This is a genomic window from Aeromonas sp. QDB14 (assembly GCF_027707845.1).
Classification (GTDB): domain Bacteria; phylum Pseudomonadota; class Gammaproteobacteria; order Enterobacterales; family Aeromonadaceae; genus Aeromonas; species Aeromonas caviae.
This window is the reverse complement of record NZ_JAPCJD010000116.1, coordinates 1-8,328: the sequence shown is the minus strand read 5'-3', so window position 1 is coordinate 8,328 and position 8,328 is coordinate 1. Positions and strand designations below refer to the sequence as shown.

The window sequence follows — 8,328 nt, the reverse complement described above, 5'->3', positions numbered from 1 at the left end:
ACTCAGTCCTTTTGGTGTGGCTTGTTTTGTTTCGCGCCTAATGAGATCGCACAAACTGGACTGAGTTCCCTTCCTCCTGTGATCTACTATTCGGAACAGCTATTTAGTCGAGCGCCAGTACCATGCAGATCTCGCAGGCGTCGTGGCCCGTGCAGCCAAGGGGCCCCGGCAGGTGTTCGAAGCCCAGGGATTCATAGAGGGCGGTGGCTTCCCGCAGCACGGCGGTGGTCTCCAGATAGCAGCGCTGGTAACCCAGGGCGCGAGCCTCGGCCAGCGCCTGCAACACCAGCCGCCGTCCCAGCCCCAGCCCTCGCAGGGCGGGCAGGAAGTACATCTTCTGCAGCTCGCACACATCCGCTGCTCCCGCCAGCGGCGCTATGCCACCCCCGCCGAGAATGGCGCCGTCCGGTCCCTCAATCACCCAGTAGCGGCTGCGCTCCCCCTGATAGGTCTCGTGGAGAAAATCGAGGTTGGGATCCGCCACCCCGTACCCCTTGTCGGCGGTGAGGCCGTATTCGGCGGAGACGGCGCGCACCACGGCGGCGATCCGGGGATTGTCGGCCGGGGTGATGGGGCGGATGACGAACCCCTGCTGGCGGCGGGCGCGGGAGAGGGCGCTGCGATAGAGCCGCATGCCCTCCCAGATCTGCTCGCACTCGGCGGGGGAGAGCTGGGCCAGGGCCCCCGCCATGGTCTCGTCCATCTGCCGGTGCAGCTCCTCAAGCTGTGCCTTGCCCGGCGCGGTGAGGCTCGCCTCCTTGCTGCGCCCGTCCGAGGGGTGGGGTTGCCAGGCGATAAGCTCCCGCTCGGCGAGGCGGGCCAGGGGGCGGCTGGCGTTGGACTTGTCGATGCGAAGGCGCTCGGCAAGCTGCTGGTTGGTGGCGGGACCGTTCTCCAGCTCGATGAGCAGGTGGGCCTCCAGGGGGCTCAGGGCCAGCGAGCCGCACTGCTGGGAGAGCATGCCGAGTTCGCGTACCAGTTCCCTCGACAGGGCGCGCAGGGGGCGGGGATCCATGGGGTTGTCTCCTAGTGATGGTATTTGGTTGTTATGCGCAACCAATACCATCGTTTGGTTGTTGGTGACAACTATTTGCGTGAAAAAGGGGACAGGCAGGCAGAAAAAAGGGCCCGGGAGAGGGCCCAAACATTGGAAACCCGCGCGGGGGCGCGGATCCCATCCTTGGTCTGGCAAGGTGCCGGCGAGGGTTAGACCAGTTCCGCCAGCATGGTGTCGGCATAGGGGGTCAGCGCCTCTCCCTGCTTCACCTTGGCGAGGTAGTCCGGGTTGGCGATGAGGGGGCGACCGATGGCGACGAGGTCGAAGCGGTCCGCCTCGATGGCCTCGAGCGCGGTCTCGGCGCTGTAGTTGCCGACCCCCACCAGGTGGCCGTCGTAGCGGGCACGCAGGTAGTCGGAGGCGCGGCCGTCCAGGTAGTCGAAGGTGAGGCTGTCATCGAAGATGCCCAGGTGCAGATAGGCCAGAGTGCGCTGGTTCAGCTCGGCCAGCAGGTGGTCGAACACGGCGCGATCCCGGGCATCCCCCTCCAGGTGCACATAGGCGCCGGGGGAGAGACGAAGGCCGGTGCGATCCCCGCCAATGCGGGCGGCGATGGCATCCACTACCTCGAGGGCGAAGCGGCTCATGTTCTCGGGGCTGCCGCCGTAGTTGTCGGTGCGCAGGTTGCTGGCGTGGTGCAGGAACTGATCGATGAGGTAGCCGTTGGCACCGTGGATTTCCACCCCGTCAAAGCCCGCCTCGATGGCGTTGGCGGCGGCCTGGGCGTAATCCTCGACCAGCTGGGCGATTTCGCTCCCGGTCAGGGCGCGCGGCACTTGATAGACCAGCTCGCGCATGCGCGGCACCGTGCCCTCATGGGCGACGGCGGAGGGGGCCAGCACTTCGGCGTGGTGGAAGAAGGGGTGGGAGAGACGACCCACGTGCCACAGCTGGGCGAAGATCTTGCCGCCGTTGGCATGCACGGCGCTGGTCACTTTCTTCCAGCCGGCGATCTGTTCGGCGCTGTAGAGCCCCGGGGTATTGGGGTAGCCCTGCCCGTCCGGACGGATGATGGTGGCTTCGGAGATGATGAGGCCGATGTCGGCGCGGCGGCCGTAGTAGGCGGCCATCTGTTCGGTGGGCACCAGACCCGGGCCCGCCATGCAGCGGGTGAGGGGGGCCATCATGAAACGGTTCGCGAGGGTGAGGGTGTCGTTGAGGCGATAGGGCTGAAACAGGGTATTCATGATCGTCTGTCCTGAGGGAGTGATTCTTGAACGGGCATTCAAGACGTTTTTTGGTTTGTGTGCAAGTATTTTTTGAGCAAGCATTCAACATGGATTGACGGGGGAGGCTGGGGTAAACTTGCCGCCCTGTTTTTTCCGTCCCGCGGGACCTTGCCACCGGAGACCCCATGCGCAGCGCCGAATACGATCGGGATGCCGTCTTGCGAAACGCCATGGAAGCCTTTCGCGCCAAAGGCTATGCCAAGACCACCATGCAGGAGCTGGTGGCCGCAACCGGCCTGCACCCGGGCAGCCTCTACGCGGCGTTTGGCAACAAACGCGGCCTGCTGCTGGCGGCGGTCGATCACTATGTGGCAGAGAAGGGGGCCCTGCGCCGCCGCTGCCTGGCACAGCCCAGCCCGCTGGCGGGGCTGCACGCCTTCCTCGAGCAGGTGGTGGACGATGCCCTGCAGGGCTCCTGCCTGCTGACCCGCACCCTGATGGAGCTGGCGGAGCAGGACGAGGAGCTGCATCTTCGCTTCAAGGCCATCTATGGCGAGCTGGAACAGGATCTGGCCGGGCAGCTGGCCCTGGCAAAGGCGCAGGGAGAGCTGGCAAAAGAGGGGGACATCCCCACCCTGACCGCCTTCTTGCAGGTCCATATCCAGGGACTGGTCACCTTCGCCCAGTGTCACCCCGACCGCCCTCTGCTGGCCGGTGTCGTCGCCCGGATGATGAGCGCCCTGCGGGCGTGATGGCGAGGATGGAAACAACAAAGGCTCCCGCGGGAGCCTTTGTTGTTGCTGGGGATGCCACACGCCGCCGGGTTGTTTGCTCCCTTCTCCCCTTGCGGGAGCCATGGCTGTTGCTGGGGATGCCCCTCGCAGCAGGGGTTTTGCCCCCTTCTCCCCTTGCGGGAGCCATGGTTGTTGCTGGGGATGCCACACGCCGCTGGGTTGTTTGCTCCCTTCTCCCCTTGCGGGAGTCATGGTTGTTTCTGGGGATGCCACACGCCACCGGGTTGTTTGCTCCCTTCTCCCGCTCATCTACAAAAGAATGGGAGAAGGGCTGGGGATGAGGGGGAGGGCTCGTGCTCAGCGTAAAGAGAGCAAAAGAAGTTCCAGTACGGCCTCCATCCGACTCAATACATCGTTATTCCACACCCGGATCACCCGAAAGCCCTGCTGATTGAGGTAGGCCGTTCTTGCGCCATCATGTTGCCGTCCGGCCGGTTCGTTGTGCTGTGACCCGTCTACCTCGATGATCAGCCTCTGCTCAAGCGAGATGAAATCGACAATGTAGGGCCCGATGGGCATCTGGCGACGGAATTTCACCCCAGCCAGGCGGCGGTCGCGCAATTGCAGCCACAGTTTCTGTTCGGCAAGGGTGGCTTCTCGCCTCATGCGCTTGGCAAACGGATGGGTTCTCATGGTGCTTATCCAGAGCTGTTTGACCCTATTAGATATAGCCATTCCCCGGTCTGGTGACTGAGTGGGTTGCTTCCCCTCACCCTGGCCCTCTCCCAGAGGGAGAGGGGACAGATCGAGTGACAGTTGTCATTTTGGTGGTCATCTCGGGGCCATCGTGGTGTGACATTGAACTGATGAACTGATGAACTGATGAACTGATGAACTGATGAACTGATGAACTGATGAACTGATGAACTGATGAACTGATGAACTGATGAACTGATGAACTGATGAACTGATGAACTGATGAACTGATGAACTGATGAACTGATGAACTGATGAACTGATGAATCGATAGGTCGATGTGCTGGTGGGATGTATTTCGCCCTAGCAGACAGGTTGTTTGCGATGCTGCCACTGGCGCAGATCCGCTCCCTTCTCCCCTTGCGGGAGAAGGGTTGGGGATGAGGGGGGGGAGTCACACGCCGTCGGGTTATTCAGGAGTCACCAGCTCTTTCATCAGATGCTTGAGCCACACCTGGGCCGGCTGCTGCGCATGCTGTTTTGGTATGCCAGACGCTGCGGGTTTACGCGGGGCTGACCAACTCCTTCATCAACGCCTTCAACCAGATCAACGCCGGTTGCTGGGCGTGGACCGGGTGCCAGACGCAGTTGAGGTGATAGTCCGGCACGTCGTCGGGCAGGGGCAGGCTTTTCAGCGGCCAGTGGCTGGCGAGCAGCTCCGCCACCATGCTGGGCAGCACCAGCAGGTGATCGCTCTGGCTCACGATGGCGGCGGCGGACATATAGCTCTGGCTGTTGACCGAGATGGTGCGGCTATGGCCCAGGCTCTGCAAATAGCGGTCGAGGCTCGCCTCCGAGGTGCCGAGCGGCGAGTGGAACACATGGGGCATCTCGATTAGCTGGTCGAGGGTGATGCGCTCCTCCTCCAGCTCCAGGGTGGCGCGCACCAGCCCGGCCAGGGGTTCGGTGAGCCAGGTCTCCTTGCCCAGATACCCCGGCACCTGCATGTACTCGTCAAACCCCAGCACGAGATCTATCTCGCCGCTCGCCAGCTCGGCTTCGGGCAGGGTATCGCGCAGGATGCGGATCTCGATGGTGACGCCCGGCGCCAGCTTCCTGAGGCGCTGGATAAGGGGCGGGATCAGCACGCACTCCACGTAATCCGTGGTGCAGAGCACGAAGCGGCGCTTCGACTGACGCGGCGCGAACTCGTCCTCCTCCCAGAGTTGCTGCTCCAGCAGCCGCAGTGCCTGCTGCACCCCCAGATGCAGGCGCTGGGCCCGGGGAGTCGGCAACATCCCCTGGGGCGTGCGCACCAGCAGCGGGTCGCCGAGAAAGGCCCGCAACCGGCCGAGGGAGTGGCTCATGGCGGGCTGGCTGATAAAGAGCGATTCGGCGGCGCGGGTCACGCTCCCTTGCGTCATCAGGGCGTCAAAGGCGAGCAGCAGATTGAGGTCGAGCTGGTGCAGTTTCATGGGGGGGATTATTCGCCGTGTTTATGGGACAATTAATCCTATTCATTTGATGGATGGGCGCGCAACTTCTTACACTGCGACCCACTCTTATTTTTTCAGGGTTCCCAGGCAAATCGGGGGCCTCAATCCATGCAAGGAGCCTTGCGATGAGCATCAAGACCATGAATTCCACGCCGGCCGCCGACGGCTTCACCATGCCCGCCGAGTGGGCTCACCAGCAGGCTGTCTGGATGATCTGGCCGTTCCGCCCGGACAACTGGCGGGAAGCCGGTCGCTTCGCCCAGGCCACCTTCGCCAAGGTGGCGGATGCCATCGGTGGCGCGACGCCGGTCTTTATGGGGGTGCCGGCCCAGTTTATGGAGCAGGCCCGTGGCATCATGCCCGCCCACGTTACCCTGGTGGAGATGGCCAGCGATGACTGCTGGGCCCGCGACACAGGTCCTACCATCGTCACCAACGCCGCAGGCGAGTGCCGCGGGGTGGACTGGGGCTTCAACGCCTGGGGCGGCCACAAGGGGGGTCTCTACTACCCGTGGAACCAGGATGAAGAGGTCGCTGCCCGGATGCTGGAACAGCACGGCATGGATCGTTACGACGCGCCGCTCATTCTGGAAGGGGGCTCCATCCATGTGGATGGCGAAGGCACCTGCCTGACTACCGCCGAGTGCCTGCTCAACGAAAACCGCAACCCGCACCTGACCAAAGCGCAGATCGAAGCTTACTTACGCGACTATCTGGGTGTGAAGAGCGTTATCTGGCTGGACGAAGGGGTCTACATGGATGAAACAGACGGCCACATCGACAATATGTGCTGCTTCGTGCGCCCAGGTGAAGTGGCCCTGCACTGGACCGATGACGAGAACGATCCCCAGTACGCCCGCTCCCTGGCCGCCCTCAAGGTGCTGGAAGCGGCGGTGGATGCCAAGGGTCGCAAGCTGAAAGTGTGGAAGCTGCCCCAGCCGGGCCCGCTCTTCTGCACTGAAGAGGAGTCTGCCGGTGTCGAGAGCGGCACCGGTGTGCCGCGCGAGGCAGAAGGCCGTCTGGCCGGCTCCTACGTGAACTTCCTTATCACCAACGATCGCATCGTCTATCCGCTGCTGGATGCCGCCACCGATGGCGAAGCCCAGCGCATTCTGGAAGAGATCTTCCCGGAGCACACCGTGGTCGGCGTGCCGGCCCGGGAGATCCTGCTGGGGGGTGGCAATATCCACTGCATTACCCAGCAGATCCCGTCTGGCAAATAAGCTGGTCGAAGAGTGTAGAAATTCAAAACCCCACGCCGTGGGGTTTTATCTCTTGATAATGTGATGGTCGCAGGCGCCGATACGGCGATCATCATGACAAACAGTCACCCTTTTACAGGAGATCCCCATGATCGAAGTGACCGAGGTTTCCATTGCCGAGCTGCGTGCCGCGCTCGAATCAGGCCGCACCACAGCGGTCGAACTGGTCGAGGCCTATCAGGCCCGGATCGCCGCCTATGACGGCCCCGAGACAGCAACCCGCCTCAATGCCGTCGTGGTGCCCAACCCCGATGCCCTGAAAGAGGCCGAGGCTTCCGATGCCCGCCGCGCCCGTGGCGAAACCCTGGGGCCGCTCGACGGCATCCCCTACACCGCCAAGGACAGCTATCTGGTCAAGGGGCTGACCGCCGCCTCCGGCAGCCCGGCCTTCAAGGATCTGGTGGCCCAGCGCGATGCCTTTACCGTTGAGCGCCTGCGCGCCGCCGGTGCCATCTGCCTTGGCAAGACCAATATGCCCCCCATGGCCAATGGCGGCATGCAGCGCGGCGTCTATGGCCGTGCCGAGAGCCCCTACAACGCCGACTACCTGACCGCGCCCTTTGCCTCCGGCTCCTCCAACGGCGCCGGTACTGCCACCGCCGCGAGCTTCGCCGCCTTTGGTCTGGCGGAAGAGACCTGGTCGAGCGGCCGGGGCCCGGCCTCCAACAACGGTCTGTGTGCCTACACCCCGTCCCGGGGCGTGATTTCGGTGCGCGGCAACTGGCCCCTGACCCCGACCATGGACGTCGTCGTGCCCTACGCCCGCACCATGGCAGACCTTTTGGAAGTGCTGGATGTGGTGGTCGCCGACGATGCCGACACCCATGGCGATCTGTGGCGCATGCAGCCCTGGGTGCAGCTGCCCAAGGCCTCTGAAGTGCGTCCGGCTTCCTATCTGGATCTGGCTGCCAAGGCCGATGCCATCAAGGGCAAGCGCCTCGGCGTGCCGCGCATGTTTATCAACAAGGATGACCTGGCGGGCACCAGCGACAACCCCGGCATCGGCGGCCCGACCGGTCAGCGTATCCATACCCGCGAGGCCGTGATTGCCCTGTGGGAACAGGCCCGTCAGGCGCTGGAAGCCGCGGGCGCCGAGGTCATTGAAGTGGACTTCCCGCTGGTCTCCAACTGCGAAGGGGACAGACCCGGCGCGCCGACCGTGTTCAATCGCGGCATCGTGAGCCCGGAGTTTCTCAACGACGAGCTGTGGGAGCTCTCCGGCTGGGCGTTCGACGACTTCCTGCGTGCCAACGGCGATCCCAAGTTGAACAAACTTGAAGATGTCGATGGGCCGAAGATCTTCCCCCACGATCCGGGCACCTTGCCGAACCGCGAGGGGGATCTCGCCGCCGGCATGGACGAGTACGTCAAGATGGCCAAGCGCGGTCTCAAGCGTTTCGACGAGATTGCCTCTGTGCCGGACGGCCTGCGTGGGCTGGAGAAGACCCGCAAGCTGGACTTGGAAGACTGGATGGACGAGCTCAAGCTCGACGCCGTGCTGTTCCCCACCGTGGCCGACGTCGCCCCGGCTGACGCGGACGTGAATCCGGCCTCCGCCGACATCGCCTGGAGCAACGGCATCTGGGTTGCCAACGGCAACCTCGCCATTCGCCATCTCGGTGTGCCGACCGTCACCGTCCCCATGGGCGTCATGGCCGATATCGGTATGCCGGTGGGCCTGACCTTCGCCGGTCGCGCCTATGACGACAACAACCTGCTGCGCGTCGCCTCGGCCTTCGAGTCCACCGGCAGCAAGCGCCAGGTGCCGCCGCGCACGCCGCCGTTGGAGTGATTGGTGTTGTGGGTTAAATCTCTCGGGTTCGTCCGAATATAATGAAACCTGATTACCCATGATTAGCAGTCACCACGAGCTATACTGATCTTACGTACAGTTACTGAGGTGCGAGATCATGG

7 protein-coding genes are annotated in these 8,328 nt (G+C 63.4%); 3 read left to right on the top strand and 4 right to left on the bottom strand.

Annotated elements, in window-relative coordinates; translation table 11 throughout:
- Positions 1-103 precede the first annotated feature (103 nt).
- Together PG887_RS21135 and PG887_RS21130 are read right to left on the bottom strand one after the other, a co-directional pair.
- Positions 104-1,015, bottom strand: a complete 912-nt coding sequence (locus tag PG887_RS21135; RefSeq protein WP_104451826.1) for a MarR family transcriptional regulator — start codon at positions 1,013-1,015, stop codon at positions 104-106.
- A gap of 191 nt (positions 1,016-1,206) precedes the next feature.
- Positions 1,207-2,244 carry an alkene reductase gene (locus tag PG887_RS21130; RefSeq protein WP_039039415.1) on the bottom strand — a complete coding sequence of 346 codons (1,038 nt, stop codon included), beginning with the start codon at positions 2,242-2,244 and terminating at the stop codon, positions 1,207-1,209.
- A gap of 167 nt (positions 2,245-2,411) precedes the next feature.
- On the opposite strand from PG887_RS21130, the gene PG887_RS21125 reads away from it, so the two are divergent.
- Positions 2,412-2,978, top strand: a complete 567-nt coding sequence (locus tag PG887_RS21125) for a TetR/AcrR family transcriptional regulator (protein ID WP_010672924.1) — start codon at positions 2,412-2,414, stop codon at positions 2,976-2,978.
- Positions 2,979-3,317: 339 nt separating this feature from the next.
- On the opposite strand, the gene PG887_RS21120 is transcribed toward PG887_RS21125, so the two are convergent.
- Positions 3,318-3,653, bottom strand: a complete 336-nt coding sequence (locus PG887_RS21120) for an endonuclease domain-containing protein (RefSeq protein WP_270822844.1) — start codon at positions 3,651-3,653, stop codon at positions 3,318-3,320.
- A gap of 566 nt (positions 3,654-4,219) precedes the next feature.
- Positions 4,220-5,131, bottom strand: a complete 912-nt coding sequence (locus tag PG887_RS21115) for a LysR family transcriptional regulator (protein WP_257707567.1) — start codon at positions 5,129-5,131, stop codon at positions 4,220-4,222.
- A 146-nt stretch (positions 5,132-5,277) separates the two neighbouring features.
- On the opposite strand from PG887_RS21115, the gene aguA reads away from it, so the two are divergent.
- Together aguA and PG887_RS21105 are read left to right on the top strand one after the other, a co-directional pair.
- Positions 5,278-6,375: an agmatine deiminase gene (aguA, locus tag PG887_RS21110; protein WP_270822843.1), complete on the top strand. Its 1,098-nt coding sequence runs from the start codon at positions 5,278-5,280 to the stop codon at positions 6,373-6,375.
- 127 nt (positions 6,376-6,502) lie between these two features.
- Positions 6,503-8,206: an amidase gene (locus PG887_RS21105; RefSeq protein ID WP_270822842.1), complete on the top strand. Its 1,704-nt coding sequence runs from the start codon at positions 6,503-6,505 to the stop codon at positions 8,204-8,206.
- The last annotated feature ends 122 nt before the right edge of the window (positions 8,207-8,328 follow it).